The organism is Variovorax endophyticus (assembly GCF_025376855.1).
Classification (GTDB): Bacteria; Pseudomonadota; Gammaproteobacteria; order Burkholderiales; family Burkholderiaceae_C; genus Variovorax.
In genome coordinates, this window is record NZ_JAHUTH010000008.1 from 144,627 (window position 1) to 163,117 (window position 18,491).

Consider the following 18,491-nt stretch of genomic DNA (forward strand, 5'->3'; position numbering starts at 1 on the left):
TCTCCGTACTTTCCCGGGCAATGTATAGCTCTGCTCAATACATTGCCCGAAAAACTTGAATTGGACGAATAGAAGCTTCGAGCGGACAGTGCACCCAGCGCGAGACGACAAGGTCTCCGAGACAAGTCACTGATTTCCAAAGGAGCTTCCCGATGACATTTCAAGCCGAGACCGTCCTGGCCAATGGACGGCATTTCGCGAAGCCGCGCGCGCCGGTGGTCGTGGTGTGCGTCGATGGCTGCGAGCCCGACTACATCACGCAGGCGATCCAGGCCGGCGCGGCGCCGTTCCTGCAGCGCATGCTCGAGCAGGGCAGCTCGCTGATCGGCGACTGCGTGGTCCCGAGCTTCACGAACCCGAACAACGTGTCGATCGTGACCGGCGTGCCGCCCTCGGTGCACGGCATCTGCGGCAACTTCTTCTACGACGTGGCGGCGGACAAGGAGGTCATGATGAACGACCCCGAGTACCTGCGCGCGCCCACGCTGCTGTCGGCCTTCTCCGATGCCGGCGCGCTGGTGGCGGCCGTGACCGCCAAGGACAAGCTGCGCACCATGCTCGGCCACGGCCTGCGCGGCATCTGCTTCTCGGCCGAGAAGGCCGACAAGGCGACCGTCGCCGAATGCGGCATCGACCGGGTGCTCGATCTGGTCGGCAAGCCCGTGCCCTCGGTCTACAGCGCCGACCTCAGCGAGTTCGTCTTCGCCGCCGGCGTGCGCCTGCTCGAGACGCGCAAGCCCGACCTGATGTATCTCTCGACCACCGACTACGTGCAGCACAAGTGCGCGCCCGGCACGCCCGAGGCCAACGCCTTCTACGCGATGATGGACGGCTACCTCGCGCGGCTCGACGCACTGGGCGCGGTGATCGGCCTCACGGCCGACCATGGCATGAGCCCCAAGACCGACGCGGCCGGCAATCCGCGCGTTCTCTACCTGCAGCAGGAACTCGATGCGCGGCTGGGCGAGGCCAGCACGCGCGTGATCCTGCCGATCACCGATCCCTACGTGGTGCACCACGGCGCGCTTGGCTCCTTCGCGACGGTGTACGTCAACCGCGCGCCGCTGGAGCAGGTGCACGAGGCGCTGGCCGGCCTGCCCGGCGTGGAGCAGGTGCTCACGCGCGACCAGGCGGTGCGGCAGTTCGAGCTCGCGGGCGACCGCATCGGCGACCTGGTCGTGGTCGGCGACCACCTGACGGTGCTGGGCACCAGCGCGGCGCGGCACGACCTCAGCGGCCTCACGGTGCCGCTGCGCTCGCACGGCGGCGTCTCGGAGCAGAAGGTGCCGCTGCTGTTCAACCGCGCGCTGCAGGGCGTGGACCCGCGCCGCCGGCTGCGCAACTTCGACGTCTTCGACCTGGCCCTGAACCACGCGGGCGCCGCCCGCTGAAGAGGTCCAGATGTCCCAGGAATTCTTCAATCCCGTGCGCAGCGTGTACGGGGCAGGGGCCCTGTCGTCCCTGCCGAAGCTGCTGGCCGGCCGCAAGGCCGTGGTCGTGACCTTTCCGGAGGCGCGCCGCTTCGGGCTCGTCGACCGGCTGCAGGCCCTGCTCGGCGACGGCCTGGCCGGTGTGATCGACGCGGTGCTGCCGAACCCCGACGTGGCCGAACTGCGGGCGCTCTACGAGGCGTTCTGGAGCGATGCGCAGCAGGCCGAGGTGCTGGTCGCGGTCGGCGGCGGCAGCGCGATCGACACCGCCAAGGCGCTGATGGTCGGCACGCGAAGCGGCCGCTTCGACGACCTGGTGGCGGCCCTGGCCGCGGGCGGGCCCTTCGTTCCGGCGCGTGTGAAGACGCTGATCGCGGTGCCGACGACCGCCGGCACCGGCAGCGAGGTCACGCCCTGGGCCACGATCTGGGACCGCGAGGCGCAGCGCAAGCATTCGCTGCACCTTCCCGAGACCTGGCCCAGCATCGCGATCGTCGACCCCGAGTTGATGCTCTCGCTGCCGGCCTCGGTGACGCTGCAAAGCGGCCTCGATGCGCTGTCGCATGCGCTCGAGGCGATCTGGAACGTGAATGCGAACGCGCTGTCCGACACCTTCGCGGTCGCGGCGGTGCAGCGGATCTTCGAGACCCTGCCGCTCTTGATGGACAAGCTCGACGACCTCGATCTGCGCGCCCGCATGGCGCTGGCCGCGCTGCAGGCCGGCATGGCCTTCTCGAACACCCGCACCGCGCTCGCGCACTCCATCTCGTACGAGATGACCCTGCGCTACGGCCTGCCGCACGGCATCGCCTGCTCGTTCCCGCTGCCGATGGTGCTGCGGCGCGCGATCCTTCAGGACGCCGGCCGCGACGCGGTGCTCGAGCGCGCGCTCGGCCCGCTGGACCGCGCGCCGGAGAAGCTGGCCGGCTTCATCGAGCGGCTGGGCGTCAAGACGCATTTCTCGGACTACGGCGTGTCGAGCGAGCAGGCCGACCGCATGGTCGCGCATGCACTGACCGGCGCGCGCGGCAAGAACTTCATCGGCACCCAACAGAAGGAGGCGGCATGAGCGCCATTCTCGACAGACAGGACATCCGCGTCGAAGCGCTGCGCATCGGCGGCGAGAAGGTCCACACGCCGCGCACGATCGCCGTGCGCAACCCCTACACCGGCGAGACGGTGGGCACCGTCGCCATGGCCACGCTGGAGGACGTGCGGCGCGCCTACGAGATCGCGCACGCCTACGTGCCGCGCCTGTCGCGCTACGAGCGCTCCGCGATCCTCAACCGCGCCGCGCTGCTGCTGCGCGCGCGCACCGACGAGGCCTCCACGCTGATCACCAGCGAGTCGGGCCTGTCGAAGAAGGACAGCATCTACGAGATCGGCCGCGTGGCCGACGTGCTGAACTTCGGCGCCAACGAGGCGCTGCGCGACGACGGCCAGGTGTTCTCGTGCGACCTCACGCCGCACGGCAAGCAGCGCAAGGTGATCACCACGCGCGAGCCGCTGCTGGGCGTGATCACCGCCATCACGCCCTTCAACCACCCGATGAACCAGGTGGCCCACAAGGTGGTGCCCTCGGTCGCGACCAACAACCGCATGGTGCTCAAGCCCTCGGAGAAGGTGCCGCTGTCGGCGCTGTACTTCGCGGACCTGCTGTACGAGGCCGGCCTGCCGCCCGAGATGCTGCAGGTGATCACGGGCGACCCGCGCGAGATCGCCGACGAGATGTTGACCCACCGCCACGTGGAGCTGATCACCTTCACCGGCGGCGTCGAGATCGGCAAGTACATCGCGAACAAGGCCGGCTACCGGCGCATCGTGCTCGAGCTCGGCGGCAACGACCCGCTGATCGTGATGGACGACGCCGACCTCGACCGCGCCAGCGATCTGGCCGTGCAGGGTTCCTACAAGAACTCGGGCCAGCGCTGCACCGCCGTCAAGCGCATGCTGGTGCACGAGAAGGTGGCCGCGGAGTTCACCGAGCGCGTGGTGGCGAAGACCCGCGCCTGGAAGTTCGGCGATCCGATGGATGCGGGCAACGACATGGGCACGGTGATCGACGAGGCCGCGGCGCGCCGCTTCCAGGCGGTGGTGGAAGAAGCGGTCGCGCAGGGCGCGCGGCTGCTGGCCGGCAACGAGCGCGAGGGCGCGCTGTACGCGCCGACGGTGCTCGACCGGGTGCGCCCCGAGATGACCGTGGTGCGCGAGGAGACCTTCGGCCCGGTGTCGCCGATCCTGCGCTTCGCGAACATCGACGAGGCCATCGCGATGTCGAACGGCACCGCCTTCGGCCTCTCGTCGGGCATCTGCACCAACCGCATGGACGACGTGATGCGCTTCGCCAAGGAGCTCAAGGTCGGCACCGTCAACCTCTGGGAGGTGCCGGGCTACCGGATCGAGCTCACGCCCTTCGGCGGCATCAAGGACTCGGGCCTTGGCTACAAGGAAGGGGTGCAGGAGGCGATCAAGTCGTTCACCAACTGCAAGACGCTCTCGCTGCCATGGTGAGCCCACCGACAATGGACTGAACGGCGCGCGGCCTCGCATCGACATGCGATGCGAGGCCGCGCGAACCGAAGAGCGCCGGCCAGGCGCCCGATGACTGCCAGGAGACACGATGAAACCCAACGACAACTGCCCGATCGACGCCATGCGCCGCCGATTGCTGACGGGCGCCGGCGCCGGCGCCGCGCTCTCGCTCGGCGAGCTGCTCTTTCCGCGGGCGGCGCAGGCCGCCCCCAAGCGCGGCGGCACCTTCGTCTACACCAACACCTACCCGAACAACCGGATGGGCGATGCGCGCACCGGCCGCCATCCCCAGCACTGGCTCGACCTCAACAACCGCAGCGCCTACAACGCGCTGACCTGGGTCGACGAGAACCTCGAGGTGCAGCCCGAGCTCGCCACGGCCTGGGAGCCGAGCGCCGACCTCAAGGTCTGGGACATCACGCTGCGCGAAGGCGTGCTGTTCCACGACGGCCGCGAGATGACGGCCGACGACGTGGTGTCGTCCTACCGCTTCCACCAGACCGCGACCGGCTACGCCAAGCAGATCGTCAAGGTCGAGAAGGTGGGCAGGAAGGTGCGCATGACGCTGGACGCGCCGAACAGCGAGTTCCCCTACGTGCTCGCCGAGTACCACCTGATGATCATGCCGGCGGCCGAGAAGGAGGCGATCGGCCTCTCGGGCATCGGCACCGGGCCGTTCCGGATCGCGAGCCTCGATCCCAAGCGCCGCATCATCCTCGAGCGCAACGAGAAGTACTGGCGCGCCGGCTTTCCCTACCTCGACCGGCTCGAGGTCGTGAGCTCGCCCGGCCGCATGGAAGGCGCGCTGAACGGATTCCGCGGCGGCCTGTTCGATGCCGTGATCGGCGTTGACCCCGGCCTGTTGCCCGACCTCGAGCGCACGCCCGACCTCAAGTACAGCCTGTCGAGCAGCGGCGACCAGGCGCTGATGGTGATCCCCAAGGTCGAGGGCTCGCCGCTCGACGACAAGCGCGTGCGGCAAGCCCTGGCGCTGGCGGTGGACCGCGAGAAGATCATCCGCATCGTCTACGGCAAGAAGGCCGGCTGGGTCGGCAACGACTCGCACCTGACGCCGGCCAATGCCGCCTTCCAGCCGCTGCAGCGCATGCACGACGTGGCACGGGCGCGCGCGCTGCTGGTCGAGGCCGGCCATCCCAACGGCGTGAAGCTGCCGACCTTCTATTTCGCGCCCACCTGGCCCGAGGTGCCGCGCGTGTTCCAGGTGCTGGCCGAGTCGGTGAAGGAGGCCGGCATCGTGCTGCCGATCGAGCAGCGGCCGAGCGACGGCTACCGCCAGTGGCGCGTCGAGGATGCCGAGAAGACGCGCAAGCACCGCTTCGCCTACACGCCGGCCGGCCCGCGCAATCCGGGCGTGAGCCTGTACCGGCTGCGGCCCGACAACAACGAGAGCGGCTACTGGCGCGGCGCGGGCTGCGACGAGTACATGGCGCTCTACCAGAAGTCGCTCGCCGAGCCCTCCACCGAGAAGCGGCGCGCGAACTACGTGCGCATGCAGGAGATCCTGCGCGACGAGGTGCCGACCCTGTCCGCGGGCGGACGGCGCAACCTGCTGATCCACAAGCCCAACGTGCACGACCTGCGCAACCACTCGCAGTTCTGGTCGATGCGCTTCGACGAGGTCTGGAAATCGTGAGCCGGCCCCGCATTCCCTTCACCGAACCGCGCGCGAACGGCGACCCATCATGCTCATGACCTTCCTGCGGCGCGTGGGCCTCTACGCGCTGACCCTGCTGCTGGCCTCGATGCTGGTGTTCGTGGCGACCGAGGTGCTGCCCGGCGACGCGCTCGAAGTCAGCCTCACGGCCGACGAGATCGCGATGATGAATCCCGAGGACCTGGCGCGAAAGCGCCACGACCTCGGCCTCGACCGGCCGGCGCCGGTGCGCTACTTCGAGTGGCTCACGGGCGCCATGCGCGGCGATTTCGGCAAGACCATCCTCGGCGGCACGCCGGTGGTCGAGATCATCCGCGAGCCGGTGAAGAACTCGCTGCTGCTCGCGGCCGTGACGGCGCTGGTGGCCATTCCGGTGTCGCTGCTGCTGGGCATCGTCGCGGCCTTCTGGCGGGGCCGGCTGCCCGACACGCTGGCCTCGATGGGCGCGGTGATCGGCTACTCGATCCCCGAGTTCGCCTCGGGCAACCTGCTGGTGCTGGTGTTCGCGATCTGGATCCCGGTCTTCCCCGCCGTGATCCTGGCCTTTGCCGACGCGCCGCCGTCGGCGCTGCTGGCCGTGTCGGTGCTGCCGGTCGCGACGATCGTGTTCGGCTCCATCGCCCACCTGGTGCAGCTGATCCGCACCGGGCTGATCGAGTCGCTGGCCAGCGACTACGTCGAGCGCGCCCGCTTCACCGGCCTGGGCGAGCTGCGGCTGATCCTGCGCCATGCATTGCCGGCCTCGGTGATCCCGGCGCTCAACTCGGCCGCGCTCTACGTGGCCGGCCTGCTCAGCGGCATCGTGGTGGTCGAGAAGGTGTTCGGCTATCCCGGGCTCGGAATGATCCTGCTGCAGGCCGTCGACAAGCGCGAGGTGCCGATCGTGCAGGCCATCAGCCTGCTGGCGGCCCTGGCCGTCGTCTCCATGAACCTGCTGGCCGACCTCGCGGTGGCCGCCCTCGACCCCCGCGCCAGGAGCCGCTGAATCATGATGTTCAAGATCAACCACCACGCGCTGCTGCGGCCCGTGGCCCTGTTCGGCATCGGCATCGTCGTGCTGCACCTGGCCGTCGCGCTGGCCGCGCCCTGGATCGCGCCCTACGACCCGATGTCGCTCAACGGCGGCCGCGCCGAGCCGCCGAGCGCCGAGTTCTGGCTCGGCACCGACGTGCTGGGCCGCGACTATCTGTCGCGCCTGCTGTGGGGCGGACGCACGGCGCTGCTGGCCGCCTTCACGGGCGTGGTCGTCGCGGTCGGCGTCGGCAGCATCCTCGGCGTGACGGCCGCCTACCTCGGCGGGCTGTTCGACGACGTGATGATGCGCATCGTCGACCTCAAGCTGGCGCTGCCGGGCATCCTGTTCGTCGCGCTGTTCGCGGTCGGCTTCGGCGAATCGCTGCCGGTGCTGATCGTGCTCATCGGGATGGTGTACTTCCCGGGCGTGATCCGGATCGTGCGGGCCCAGGCGCTGACACAGGTGCAGCTGGGCTACGTGAAGGCCGCGCAGCTGCGCGGCGAGGGCACGGTGTCGATCATCCTGCGCGAGCTGCTGCCCAACACGCTCGACGTGGTCTACGTCGAGTTCGCGATCCGCATGTCGCACGCGATCCTGCTGCTGAGCTCGCTGTCCTTCCTGGGCATGGGCATCTCGCCGCCCACGCCCGACTGGGGGCTGATGGTCGCCGAGGGCGTGAGCCAGCTCGCGTTCGCACCCTGGCTGGTGCTGGCGCCGGCGGTCTTCATCTCCACGCTGGTGGTGGGACTCAACTTCGGCGCGGAAGCGCTGGCACGGGCCCTCGGACTGGACGCCACGCGCGGCCAGGACGCGGCATGAAGGAACAGGCAACGATGAAGCATCCCGAATCCAACGCGCTGGCACGGCGCCAGCAGGCGGCGCGCCGCATCGGCGGACGGCTCGAGGTCCAGGGCCTGGGCATCGGCTACCGGCGCGCCGACGGACAGGTCGTCGGCGCGGTGCGCGGTGTCGAGTTCACGGTCGAGGCCGGCAGCAGCCTGGGCATCGTCGGCGAGAGCGGCTCGGGCAAATCGACCGTGGCGCGCGCCCTGCTGGGCCATTGCCGGCCCGGCGGCGTGATCACCGCGGGCTCGGTGCGCATCGCGGGCGAGGACATCCTGCCCCTGGACGAACCGGCGCGACGCCGGCTGCGCGGCCGGCACATCGCCTTCGTGCCGCAGAACCCGCTGAGCTCGCTGACGCCGCACATGCGCATCGGCGACCAGGTCGACGAGGCCGTGCGCCACCTGCGCGGCTGCGGCGCTGCCGAGGCGCGGGCGCGCACGCTCGAGCTGTTCGAGGCCACCAACCTGCCCGATCCGAAGGGCATCTGCGCGCGCTATCCGCACGAGCTCTCGGGCGGCCAGCGCCAGCGCGTGGTGATCGCCGCGGCGCTGGCCGGCGACCCCGGCGTGCTGGTGCTCGACGAGCCGACCACCGCGCTCGACAAGACCACCGAGGTCCAGGTGCTGGAGCTGGTGCGCACCCTGCGCGAGCGCTTCGGCACCTCGCTGATCTATGTGAGCCACGACCTCGGCGTGATCTCGCGCATGTGCGACCAGGTGATCGTGATGCACCAGGGCCGCATCGTCGAGCAGGGGCCGGCCGCGCGCATCTTCGGCGCGCCCGCGCATGTCTACACGCGGCAGCTGATCGCGGCCATTCCGCGCGTCGATGCCGAGCCGCCGGCGCGCGAGCCGCAGCAGCAGGCGCAGGGCGCGCTGCTGGTGGCGAAGGACCTCGCGTTCTCGTACCCGGCGCGCCGCCGCGCCTGGTTCCAGCCGCAGCAGGCCACGGCGCGGCCCGCGCTGGCCGGCCTGTCGTTCGCGATCGGGCGCGGCGAGACGCTCGGCCTGGTCGGCGAGTCGGGCAGCGGCAAGTCCACCGCGGCCTCGCTGGTCGCGGGGCTGATGGCGCCCTCGGGCGGTTCGCTGCACTTCGATGGTCAGCCGCTGGCCGCGAAGGCCACCGACCGCTCGCCGACGCTGCGCCGGCGGGTGCAGATCGTGTTCCAGGACCCGCTGTCCTCGCTCAATCCGCGCCAGCGCATCGCCGCCATCCTCGAGCGGCCGCTGACCCTGTTCACCGGGCTGCGCGGCCCGGCGCTGCGCGAACGCGCGCAGGCGCTGATGCGCGCCATGCACCTCGATCCGGCGCTGCTCGAGTGCTACCCGCGCCAGCTCTCGGGCGGGCAGCAGCAACGCGTCGCCATCGCGCGCGCCTTCGCGGCCGAGCCCGACCTGATCGTCTGCGACGAGATCACCTCGGCGCTCGACGTGTCGGTGCAGGCCCAGGTGCTGGAGCTGCTGCTCGAGCTGCAGCGCAAGACCGGCACGGCCTACCTGTTCATCAGCCACGACCTCGGCGTGGTCCGGCGCATGGCCGACCGCGTCGTGGTGCTGCGCCATGGCGAGGTCCGCGAGGCCGGCGCCACGCGCCAGGTCTTCGATGCCCCGGCCGACGACTACACGCGCCTGCTGCTGCAGGCCACCGCCCTGCATTCCGTGACCGCCTCACCCGAAACTCTTGCCGCATGACCAAGTTCATCCACATCACCGATCCCCACCTCGTCGCGCCCGGCGAGATCCTGCACGGCCTGGACCCGTACGCGCGGCTCGCCGCCTGCATCGACGACATCCTCGAGCACCACCGCGACGCGGCCTGCTGCGTGATCACGGGCGACCTCGCGCACCGCGGCGAGAGCGCGGCCTACGCGGCGCTGCGCACCCAGCTCGCGCGGCTGCCCATGCCGTGCTTCCCGCTGGTGGGCAACCACGACATCCGCGCGCTGCTCGCGGCGCAATGCCCGGGCGGGCCGAGCGACGGCAACGGCTTCGTGCAGGGCCGCTTCGACCTGGCCGACGCGAGCTTCCTGCTGCTCGACACGCTCGACGAAGGCCGCAACGGCGGCCTGTACTGCGAGCAGCGTCTGGCCTGGCTCGCGGCCGAGCTCGACCGACTCGGCGAGCGGCCGACCTACCTGTTCATGCACCACCCGCCGTTCGACATCGGCATTCCGTGCCTCGACCGCATCGGCCTCGCGAACCCCGAGCCCTTCGCGCGGCTGGTGGCGGGCCGGCGCAACCTGCGCCACCTGTTCTTCGGCCACGTGCACCGACCGGTCTGCGGCAGTTGGCGCGGCATCCCGTTTTCGACCATGCGCGGCCTCAACCACCAGGTGCCGTTCGATCTGCACACCATCTCGCCGGTGCCCAAGAGCCACGAGCCGCCGGCCTATGCGGTGGTGTTCCTCGCGGCGGACCAGGTCACGGTCCACTTCCACGACTACCTCGACAAGTCCACGCTCCCGGCGCCCCGGGACGTTTCGAAATGAGCAGCCGGCGGCGCGCCGTCGTGGTGGTCTGCGACAGCCTGTGCGCGGACCTGGTCACGCCCGACGTGGCTCCCGCGCTCGCGGCGCTGCGCGCGCAGGGCGCCGACTTCGTTTCGGCGCGTGGCGTCTTTCCCTCGACCACGCGCACCAGCTCGGCCTCGATGGCCACCGGCTGCCTGCCGGCCGCCCACGGCCTGCTGGGCAACACCATGGTGCTGCGCGAGCAGGGCGCGCTGGTGCGGCTGTCGGTGGGCAAGCCCGACTTCCTCGAGCGCCTGCGCCGCGCCACGGGCCGCACCTTGCGGCGCCCGACCTGGGCCGAGCGGCTGGCGCGGCAGGGCGGTGCGATCGTCATGTCGAACGTGTCGCCGGGCGCGGCCTACCTGCAGGATCCCGACGGCTTCGGCCATGTCTACCACCGCGCCGGCTCGCGCGGACCGGGCGGTGTCGCGTTGACGGACGGCCTGGCCATCGAGGTGGGCGCCGCGGGCGACCGGGCGATGACCGATCGCTTCTGCCGCGAGGTGCTGCGCGAACGCGCGCCCGCGCTGGCCGTGCTGTGGCTCTCGGAGCCCGACCACACGGCGCACGGCGTGGCGCTCGGATCGGGCGAGCACCTGGCGATGATCGCCCACGCCGATGCCTGCGTCGACCAGGTGCGGCGCACCGTGGAGGCGCTCGATCCGGCCGGCGACGAGATCCTGCTGGTCGCCTGTTCCGACCACGGCATGGAGACGGTGGAACGCAAGATCGACCTCGACGCGCTGCTGGTCGAGGCCGGCTGGAAGCGCTCGCGCGAATCGCAGGAGGTGGTGGTGGCGCCCAACGGCAATGCCGCGCTGCTGTACTTCGCCGACGAGGCACGCGACGCCATTCCCGCGCTCGTGCGGTGGCTGCAGGACCAGGACTTCACGGGACGCGTGTTCGCCGGCCAGGCCCTCGCCGAGATCGGCCTGCCGACCGAAGGCCCGCTCGGCCTGGCGCTGGCGCTGCGTCATGACGCGCGCGCCAATCCCCATGGCGTGCCGGGCCGCAGCGTCTCGCTGCTGAGCCCGTTCAGCGATTCATCGCCCGTCGGCTGCGCGCAGCACGGCGGACTGGGCGAACACGAACAGCATCCCTTTCTCTACCTGAGAGGGGGAGGGCTTCGTCCCGGCGAGCGACGCCAACCCGCGTCGCTGATCGACATCGCGCCGACCGTGCTGCGCCACCTCGGCGTGGCGGCGGACGGCATGCAGGGACGCGCATTGCAGTAGACGCGCCGCGTCTTTTGCTCCCCCGATGCCGGATGGATTCGTCACGCATGCGCGTGAGGGGCCCGCCTGCGCGTCGCCATCCCTGGGTCACCCCCAACCACTCGAAGAAAAAGATGAAGAGACAAAGAAGATTCACCCCCGTCATCGCCGGCGGCGCCATGCTCGCCATCGGTGCCTGCCATGCCCAGTCGAGCGTCACGCTGTTCGGGCTGATCGACACCGGCGTCGCCCACTACCGCGTGCACGGCAAGGGCAGCCAGACCGCGCTGGCCTCCGACGGGCTCGCGAGCAGCCGCCTGGGCTTTCGCGGCCAGGAAGACCTGGGCGGCGGCCTGAGCGCGGGCTTCTGGCTCGAGGGCTCGCTCGCCGTCGACAACCCGACATCCTTCGACCTCGCGCGGCGCTCGACCGTGAGCCTGGCCGGCCCCTGGGGCGAGCTGCGGCTGGGCCGCGACTACACGCCGACCTACCTGATCCAGTCGGACTTCTCGGGGCCCTGGGTCACCAACGGCGTCGGCGAGAGCATCGTCTACCGCGGCCGCGCCATCCTCTACGGCAGCGCCAACGCGGGTCAGAGCTCCCATGTGCGCGTGAGCAACTCGGTCGGCTACTTCCTGCCGCGCGACCTGGGCGGCTTCTCGGGCCAGTTCCAGTACGGCCTGCCCGAGGCGGTCGACGGCGGCGACGCGGAGCGCTACCTCGGCGGGCGCCTCGGCTACAGGCAGGGCGCGTTCCGCGTGGGTGCGGCCTACAGCCGGACCATGGGCGGGCCCAAGGCGCCGACCACGCGCCCGCGCGACATCCGCTCTGCCAGCATCGGCGTCGCCTACGACTTCGGCGTGGCATCGGTCGAGGCGCTGTACGCGCAGGACCGGGTGCAGATGCCGCTGGGCCACAAGCGCTTCGAAGGCGCGACCGTCGGCGTGACGGTGCCGATCGGCCCCGGCGAGATCCGCGCGAGCTACGGGCAGGTGGCCTTCCGCTACCCGGGCGACCGCTCGCGCGCCAGCAAGATCGCGCTCGGCTACGTGCACCACCTGTCGAAGCGCACCGCGCTCTATGCGACCTTTGCCCATGTGCGCAACCGGCGCGGCGCCGCGCTGACCGTCGGCGGCGACGTCGCGGGCCTCGCCGACCACGCGGCCAGCGGCCAGAACTTCGGCATCCGCCACGCGTTCTGAGCGCGCCCGGCCCGCTGAACCACCCCCACAATCCACGATTGGAGACAAGCATGCACCGTCGCGATCTCATCCGCCTGGCCTCGGCCGCCGCGGCCGCCACCTCCCTGCCGCGCTGGAGCTGGTCGAACACGCTGGCCCAGCGCGACCTGTTCCCGCTCGGCGTCGCCAGCGGTTCGCCGACCCCCGACGGCTTCGTGCTGTGGACCCGGCTGCTCGACGGCCCGGTGCCCGGCACCGTGCCCTTCGACACGCCGCGCCTGCCGCTGCCCGCCTCGCTGACGGTGCGCTGGGAGGTGGCCGAGGACGAGGCCTTCCGCCGCATCGTGCGCACGGGCCAGGCGAACGCGCTGGCCGAACTCGGGCACGCGGTGCACGTGGAGGTGTCGGGCCTGCGGCCGGACCGCTGGTACTTCTACCGCTTCATGCACGGCGACGCGGTCACGCAGACGGCGCGCACGCGCACCGCGCCGGCCTTGCACGCCATGCCCGGGCGCACGCGCTTCGCCTTCGTCTCGTGCCAGCGCTGGGAGCAGGGCCACTACGCGGGCTACCGCCACATGCTCGACGAGGACCTCGACCTGATCGTGTTCCTCGGCGACTACGTCTACGAATACGCGATGCCGAAGAAGCCGCCGAGCTACCAGCTGGTGCGCACGCACACGCTGCCGGCCGCGAAGACGCTCGCGGACTTCCGCGACCGCTACGCGCTCTACAAGACCGACGCGCAGCTGCAGGCCGCGCACCGCGCCTGCCCCTGGCTCGTGACCTGGGACGACCACGAGGTGCAGAACGACTACGCGGGCCTCGAAGGCACCGGCGCGGCGGGCGACTTCCTCGCGCGGCGCGGCGCCGGCTACCAGGCCTTCTACGAGAACATGCCGCTGCGCGCCTCGGTGCTCACGCAGGGCATCGGCGGGCTCGGCACGCTCGACGGCCTGCGCATTTACGAGCGGCATGCCTGGGGGCGGCTGCTGCGCTTCCACATGCTCGACACGCGCCAGTACCGCGACCGCCAGCCCTGCCGCGTGCCCGGCGAGGAATCGCCGAGCTCGGTGACGCCCACGGGCTGCCCCGAGCTGCGCGACCCCGCGCGCTCGATCCTCGGCAGCTACCAGGAGCGCTGGCTCGAGCAGGGCCTGGCGCAGGACGCCGCGCTGGGCGAGCGCTGGAGCGTGGTGGCGCAGCAGACCATCTTCGCGCAGCGCAACTACAAGCCGCTGCCGGCCGAGAGCTACCACCCCAGCACCTGGGACGGCTATCCCGCGAGCCGCCAGCGCGTGCTCGACGCGGTGCAGGGCGCGGGCGCGCGCAACACCGTCTTCCTCGGCGGCGACATCCACCAGAACTACGTCAGCCGCGTGCTGGCCGACTTCTCGCGGCCGCAGTCGCCGGTCATCGCGAGCGAGTTCTGCGGCACCTCGATCGCCTCGGCCAGCGGCACGGCGCAGAGCCGCGCGCAGGAGATCGCCGACAACAACCCGCACATCCTGCTCGCGCGTTCCGACCGGCGCGGCTATGCGGTGGCCGACGTGACGCCCGGGCGCTGGCTCACCTCGCTGCGCGTGCTCGACGACGTCGCGCAGCCCGACAGCGGCATCTCGACGCTGGCGCGCTTCGCGGTCGACGACTGCGTGCCGGGTCCCCGGGCGGTCTGACCCCATGCCAGACAAGACCATCCCCATGACCACCGGGGCCGAGTGGCCCTACCTGGAGATCCTGGTGCGGCTGGCGCTGAGCCTGGCGCTCGGCCTGCTGATCGGGCTGGAGCGCGAGCGCCGCGGCAAGGAGGCGGGGCTGCGCACCTTCGGCTTCATCTGCCTGCTCGGCGCGCTCGGCGGCCTGCTGGGCATGCCGGTGGCGCTGCTGTGCCTGGCGCTGGTCGGCGTGCTCGCGGTGCTGCTCAACGTGCAGACGCTGCGCGCCGGGCAGGGCGCCGAGCTCACGACCTCGGCCGCCATGCTCGTGACCTGCCTGGCCGGCGTGCTCTGCGGCCAGGGCCACACCATCTCGCCCGCCGCCGTGATGGTGCTGGCCACCGCGCTGCTGGCGTGGAAGGAACGGCTGGCCGGTTTCTCGGCCGAGCTGACCGAGAGCGAGATGCGCTCGGCACTGCTGCTGGCCATCCTCGCGATCGTGATCTATCCGGCGCTGCCGGCCGGGGCCGTGGGACCGTGGCACCTGGTGGAGCCGCGCGCCGCCTGGGTCACGGTGATCCTGATCGCGGGCATCGGCTTCGTGAACTACATCCTCTGGAAGCTCTACGGCACGCGCGGCACCGAGCTCTCGGGCTTTCTCGGCGGGCTGGTGAACAGCAACTTCACGGTGATCGAGATGGCCTCGCGCGTGGTCGCCACGCGCGGCGCCTACGTGGGCACGGCCTATCGCGGCATCCTGCTGGCGACCACCGCGATGGTGGTGCGCAATGCCGGGCTGCTGCTGATCCTGGCGCCGCTCGCGCTGCTGGGCGCCTCGGGCGCCTTCGCGCTGATGATGCTCGCGAGCGCGGTGCTCGTGCTGTGGAGCTACCGGCGAGCCACGCGTGGCCCCGTGCCCGACGTGCCCGAGATCAAGCTCGACCTGCCGTTCTCGCTGCCGCTGGCGCTCAAGTACGGCGTGGTGTTCCTGGTGCTGCACATCGTCGGCGGCCTCACGCAGCGGCAGTTCGGCGATGCGGGCTTCTACTTCGTGAGCGTGGTCGGCGGCCTGATGTCGAGCGCGAGCGCCGTGGCCGCGGCCGCCGCGCTCGCGTCGCAGGGCAGCCTGTCGGCCACCACCGCCGGCACGGGCGCGGTGCTGGCCTCGCTCACGAGTATCGCGTTCAGCATGTCCTTCGTGCTGCGCACGCGCGAACGCAGCCTCACCACGAAGCTGTGCACGGCCATGCTGTGCATCGCCGTTGCAGGCGCCGTCGGGCTGGCCGGCCGGCACCTGGTGCTGCCGCTGATCCTGCCGAGCGTCGGTTGAGCGCCGCATCGGTCCCTCACTTCTTGAACCCCATACCCATGAGCCATCCCTCGAAGAACATCGAATCCGTCCTGGTCGAGAACCGCGTGTTCCCGCCCGATGCCCGCGCCACGCAAGGCGCCCGCATTTCCGGCATGGCCGCCTACGAGGCGCTGTGCAAGGAAGCGGAGGAAGACTTCGAAGGCTTCTGGAGCCGCCAGGCCACGAGCCACCTGCAGTGGACGAAGCCCTTCAGCAAGATCCTCGACGAATCGAACGCGCCGTTCTACCAATGGTTCGGCGACGGCGAGCTCAACGCCAGCGCCAACTGCCTCGACCGCCACATCGGCACGCCCGTCGAGAACAAGACCGCCATCGTCTTCGAGGCCGACGACGGCACCGTCACGAAGGTCAGCTACAAGGAACTGCTCGCGCGTGTGAGCCAGTTCGCCAATGCGCTCAAGGCGCAGGGCATCAAGAAGGGCGACCGCGTCATCGTCTACATGCCGATGACGGTCGAGGGCGTGATCGCGATGCAGGCGTGCGCGCGCATCGGCGCCACCCACAGCGTGGTGTTCGGCGGCTTCTCGGCCAAGGCGCTGCAGGAACGCATCATCGACGCCGGCGCGGTCGCGGTCATCACCGCCAACTTCCAGCTGCGCGGCGGCAAGGAGCTGCCGCTCAAGGCCATCGTCGACGACGGCATCGCGCTCGGCGGCTGCGAGTCGATCAAGACCGTGTTCGTCTACGAACGCACGCCCTCGGCCTGGAACCGCGTCGAAGGCCGCGACAAGACCTTCGCCGAGGCGCTGGCCGGCCAGAGCAGCGAGTGCGCGCCCGAGCCGGTGAATGCCGAGCACCCGCTCTTCATCCTCTACACCTCGGGCTCCACCGGCAAGCCCAAGGGCGTGCAGCACGCCACCGGCGGCTACCTGCTGTGGGCCAAGATGACGATGGACTGGACCTTCGACATCCGCCCCGAGGACGTGTTCTGGTGCACCGCCGACATCGGCTGGATCACGGGCCACACCTACGTCGCCTACGGCCCGCTCGCGGCCGGCGCCACGCAGGTGGTGTTCGAGGGCGTTCCCACCTTCCCGCACGCGGGCCGCTTCTGGCAGATGATCGAGAAGCACAAGGTCAGCGTGTTCTACACCGCGCCCACCGCGATCCGCTCGCTGATCAAGGCGGCCGAGGGCGACGAGAAGGTGCATCCGAAGAACTGGGATCTCACGAGCCTGCGCATCCTCGGCTCGGTCGGCGAGCCGATCAATCCCGAGGCCTGGATGTGGTACCACCGCAATATCGGCGGCGAGCGCTGCCCGATCGTCGATACCTTCTGGCAGACCGAGACCGGCGGCCACGTGATCACGCCGCTGCCGGGCGCCACGCCGCTGGTGCCGGGCTCGTGCACCTTGCCGCTGCCGGGCATCATGGCCGCGATCGTGGACGAGACCGGCAAGGACCTGCCCAACGGCGCGGGCGGCATGCTGGTGATCAAGCGGCCCTGGCCCTCGATGATCCGCACGATCTGGAACGACCCCGAGCGCTTCAAGAAGAGCTATTTCCCCGAGGAGATGGGCGGCACGATCTACCTGGCCGGTGACGGCGCGGTACGCAGCGCGGACCGTGGCTACTTCCGGATCACGGGCCGCATCGACGACGTGCTCAATGTGTCGGGCCACCGGCTGGGCACGATGGAGATCGAGTCGGCGCTGGTGTCCAAGACCGACCTCGTGGCCGAGGCCGCGGTGGTGGGACGCCCGGACGACCTGACGGGCGAGGCGGTGTGCGCCTTCGTGGTGCTCAAGCGCGCGCGCCCGACCGGCGAGGAGGCGAAACAGATCGCCACCGAGTTGCGCAACTGGGTGGCCAAGGAGATCGGTCCGATCGCCAAGCCCAAGGACATCCGCTTCGGCGACAACCTGCCCAAGACGCGCAGCGGCAAGATCATGCGGCGGCTGCTGCGCAGCATCGCCAAGGGCGAGGCGATCACGCAGGACACGTCCACGCTCGAGAACCCGGCGATCCTGGAGCAGTTGTCGCAGACGAACTGATCAACACGGCATTCCTGCTGTAGGACAGGGGCGTCTGTGCCGGGCCGAGGGCCGGGCAGGCCCCTTCGCTGAGGTAAAACCGCTGGCACCACCGCGCGCCTCGAAGCGCGCGGGTTCCCAACGTGTTCGATCTTTCCGAAGGAGGCCCCCATGGGCGTGAGATCCGCTTTCCTGTTCGTCATCGTGCTGCTGATCGCGGCGCTGGCCGCGCTCAACTGGGGCACGCTGTCCACGCCCACCGACGTGTGGCTGGGCTTCATGACCGTCTCGGCGCCGCTGGGGCTGATCATGCTGGGGCTCACCGTGGTGCTGGCGGCCTTCTTCCTGGTCTACGTGCTGTACCTGCACAGCGCGGTGCTGCTCGACACCAAGCGCCACACCAAGGAGATGCAGGTGCAGCGCGACCTCGCCGACAAGGCCGAGGCCTCGCGCTTCACCGAGCTGCGCAACTTCCTGCAGGCGCAGGAGAACCAGCACATGGCGCAGAACGCAGAGCGCCAGACGGCGCTGCTGGCGCGCATCGACCAGCTCGAGTCCGCGGTGCGGCTGCGTTCGGACCAGTCCGACAACACGCTGGCCGCGCACATCGGCCAGCTCGAGGACCGCATCGAGCGCCGGCCCTCGCTGCCCGCGGACATCGAGCCGCGGATCTGAGGAGTCGCCTTATTTCGTCGACAGGATCCAGGCCGCGAGCTTCTTCGCGTCGGCTTCGCTGACCTGGTTGTTGGCCGGCATGGGCACCGGGCCCCACACGCCCGAACCGCCCTTGATGATCTTGCCGGCCAGCATGTCGGCCGCGCCCGCGTTGTCCTTGTACTTGGCCGCCACGTCCTTGAACGAGGGGCCGAGCACCTTGCGCTCGACCGCATGGCAGCTCATGCAGTTCTTCGAGGTGGCCAGCGCCAGGTCGGCGAAGGCGGGGGCTGCCAGGCCGAGGGCCAGGGTCGCGAACAGCAGGGCTCTTTTCATGGGGATCGGATTCTCTGTTTGTGTAAGGGCTGAGTTACATTCGATGGCTCAACGCGATGATGATTGTAGGGAGCGCCGGCCACCGGCGCGCGACCGCAT

The 18,491-nt window shown here is 70.4% G+C and carries 15 protein-coding genes; 14 read left to right on the top strand and 1 reads right to left on the bottom strand.

Features of this window, described 5'->3' with window-relative positions:
* Window positions 1–152 precede the first annotated feature (152 nt).
* From phnA to KV106_RS12745, 14 genes are all read left to right on the top strand, one after another.
* A complete protein-coding gene (phnA, locus tag KV106_RS12680; protein ID WP_261210609.1) occupies window positions 153–1,391 on the top strand; it encodes a phosphonoacetate hydrolase in 1,239 nt (412 codons plus the stop codon).
* 10 nt (window positions 1,392–1,401) lie between these two features.
* Window positions 1,402–2,499, top strand: coding sequence for an iron-containing alcohol dehydrogenase PsrA (gene psrA, locus KV106_RS12685; RefSeq protein ID WP_261210610.1), 1,098 nt, complete (start codon window positions 1,402–1,404; stop codon window positions 2,497–2,499).
* A complete protein-coding gene (phnY, locus tag KV106_RS12690; protein WP_261210611.1) occupies window positions 2,496–3,941 on the top strand; it encodes a phosphonoacetaldehyde dehydrogenase in 1,446 nt (481 codons plus the stop codon). The genes psrA and phnY overlap by 4 nt, the downstream gene beginning before the upstream one ends.
* Before the next feature lie 109 nt (window positions 3,942–4,050).
* Window positions 4,051–5,616: an ABC transporter substrate-binding protein gene (locus KV106_RS12695; protein WP_261210612.1), complete on the top strand. Its 1,566-nt coding sequence runs from the start codon at window positions 4,051–4,053 to the stop codon at window positions 5,614–5,616.
* 49 nt (window positions 5,617–5,665) lie between these two features.
* The gene (locus tag KV106_RS12700; protein ID WP_093346069.1) at window positions 5,666–6,622 is read left to right on the top strand and encodes an ABC transporter permease; all 957 of its coding nucleotides are present in this window, start codon (window positions 5,666–5,668) and stop codon (window positions 6,620–6,622) included.
* A 3-nt stretch (window positions 6,623–6,625) separates the two neighbouring features.
* Complete coding sequence (locus KV106_RS12705) at window positions 6,626–7,471, top strand: ABC transporter permease (protein WP_261210613.1); 846 nt, start codon at window positions 6,626–6,628, stop codon at window positions 7,469–7,471.
* Between the two features lie 14 nt (window positions 7,472–7,485).
* The gene (locus tag KV106_RS12710; RefSeq protein ID WP_261210614.1) at window positions 7,486–9,189 is read left to right on the top strand and encodes a dipeptide ABC transporter ATP-binding protein; all 1,704 of its coding nucleotides are present in this window, start codon (window positions 7,486–7,488) and stop codon (window positions 9,187–9,189) included.
* Entirely contained in the window at window positions 9,186–9,986 is an 801-nt protein-coding gene (locus KV106_RS12715) for a phosphodiesterase (protein WP_261210615.1), read from the top strand. The genes KV106_RS12710 and KV106_RS12715 overlap by 4 nt, the downstream gene beginning before the upstream one ends.
* The gene (locus KV106_RS12720) at window positions 9,983–11,242 is read left to right on the top strand and encodes an alkaline phosphatase family protein (RefSeq protein WP_261210616.1); all 1,260 of its coding nucleotides are present in this window, start codon (window positions 9,983–9,985) and stop codon (window positions 11,240–11,242) included. The genes KV106_RS12715 and KV106_RS12720 overlap by 4 nt, the downstream gene beginning before the upstream one ends.
* A gap of 113 nt (window positions 11,243–11,355) precedes the next feature.
* Window positions 11,356–12,423, top strand: coding sequence for a porin (locus KV106_RS12725; RefSeq protein ID WP_261210617.1), 1,068 nt, complete (start codon window positions 11,356–11,358; stop codon window positions 12,421–12,423).
* A 50-nt stretch (window positions 12,424–12,473) separates the two neighbouring features.
* The gene (locus tag KV106_RS12730) at window positions 12,474–14,078 is read left to right on the top strand and encodes an alkaline phosphatase D family protein (protein WP_261210618.1); all 1,605 of its coding nucleotides are present in this window, start codon (window positions 12,474–12,476) and stop codon (window positions 14,076–14,078) included.
* 25 nt (window positions 14,079–14,103) lie between these two features.
* Complete coding sequence (locus KV106_RS12735) at window positions 14,104–15,387, top strand: MgtC/SapB family protein (RefSeq protein WP_261210619.1); 1,284 nt, start codon at window positions 14,104–14,106, stop codon at window positions 15,385–15,387.
* A gap of 38 nt (window positions 15,388–15,425) precedes the next feature.
* The gene (gene acs / locus KV106_RS12740) at window positions 15,426–17,423 is read left to right on the top strand and encodes an acetate--CoA ligase (protein ID WP_261210620.1); all 1,998 of its coding nucleotides are present in this window, start codon (window positions 15,426–15,428) and stop codon (window positions 17,421–17,423) included.
* A 150-nt stretch (window positions 17,424–17,573) separates the two neighbouring features.
* The gene (locus tag KV106_RS12745) at window positions 17,574–18,077 is read left to right on the top strand and encodes a hypothetical protein (protein WP_057594542.1); all 504 of its coding nucleotides are present in this window, start codon (window positions 17,574–17,576) and stop codon (window positions 18,075–18,077) included.
* A 9-nt stretch (window positions 18,078–18,086) separates the two neighbouring features.
* Here KV106_RS12745 and KV106_RS12750 read toward each other — a convergent pair whose 3' ends face one another.
* Window positions 18,087–18,392 carry a c-type cytochrome gene (locus KV106_RS12750; RefSeq protein ID WP_057594543.1) on the bottom strand — a complete coding sequence of 102 codons (306 nt, stop codon included), beginning with the start codon at window positions 18,390–18,392 and terminating at the stop codon, window positions 18,087–18,089.
* Window positions 18,393–18,491 lie beyond the last annotated feature (99 nt).